This is a genomic window from Algoriphagus oliviformis, from assembly GCF_017254915.1.
GTDB lineage: Bacteria > Bacteroidota > Bacteroidia > Cytophagales > Cyclobacteriaceae > Algoriphagus > Algoriphagus oliviformis.
In genome coordinates this window covers 1-255 of record NZ_JAFKCT010000112.1, presented here as the reverse complement: position 1 = coordinate 255, position 255 = coordinate 1, and the positions used below count along the sequence as shown (strand labels likewise).

Annotated in this window: 1 rRNA gene; it reads left to right on the top strand. The window is 56.1% G+C overall.

Features of this window, described 5'->3' with window-relative positions:
• A 23S ribosomal RNA gene (locus tag J0A68_RS23480) occupies window positions 1–255 on the top strand; the annotation flags it as partial.

Below are 255 nucleotides of genomic sequence, written 5' to 3'. Positions count from 1 at the left end.
CGCGTGTCGGGGACATTGCTTGGTGGGTAGTTTGACTGGGGTGGTCGCCTCCAAAAGGATAACGGAGGCTTCCAAAGGTTCCCTCAGTACGCTTGGTAACCGTACGTGGAGTGCAATAGCATAAGGGGGCTTGACTGTAAGGCCGACAAGCCGAGCAGGGTGGAAACACGGGTATAGTGATCCGGCGGTTCTGAATGGAAGGGCCGTCGCTCAAAGGATAAAAGGTACGCTGGGGATAACAGGCTGATCTCCCCC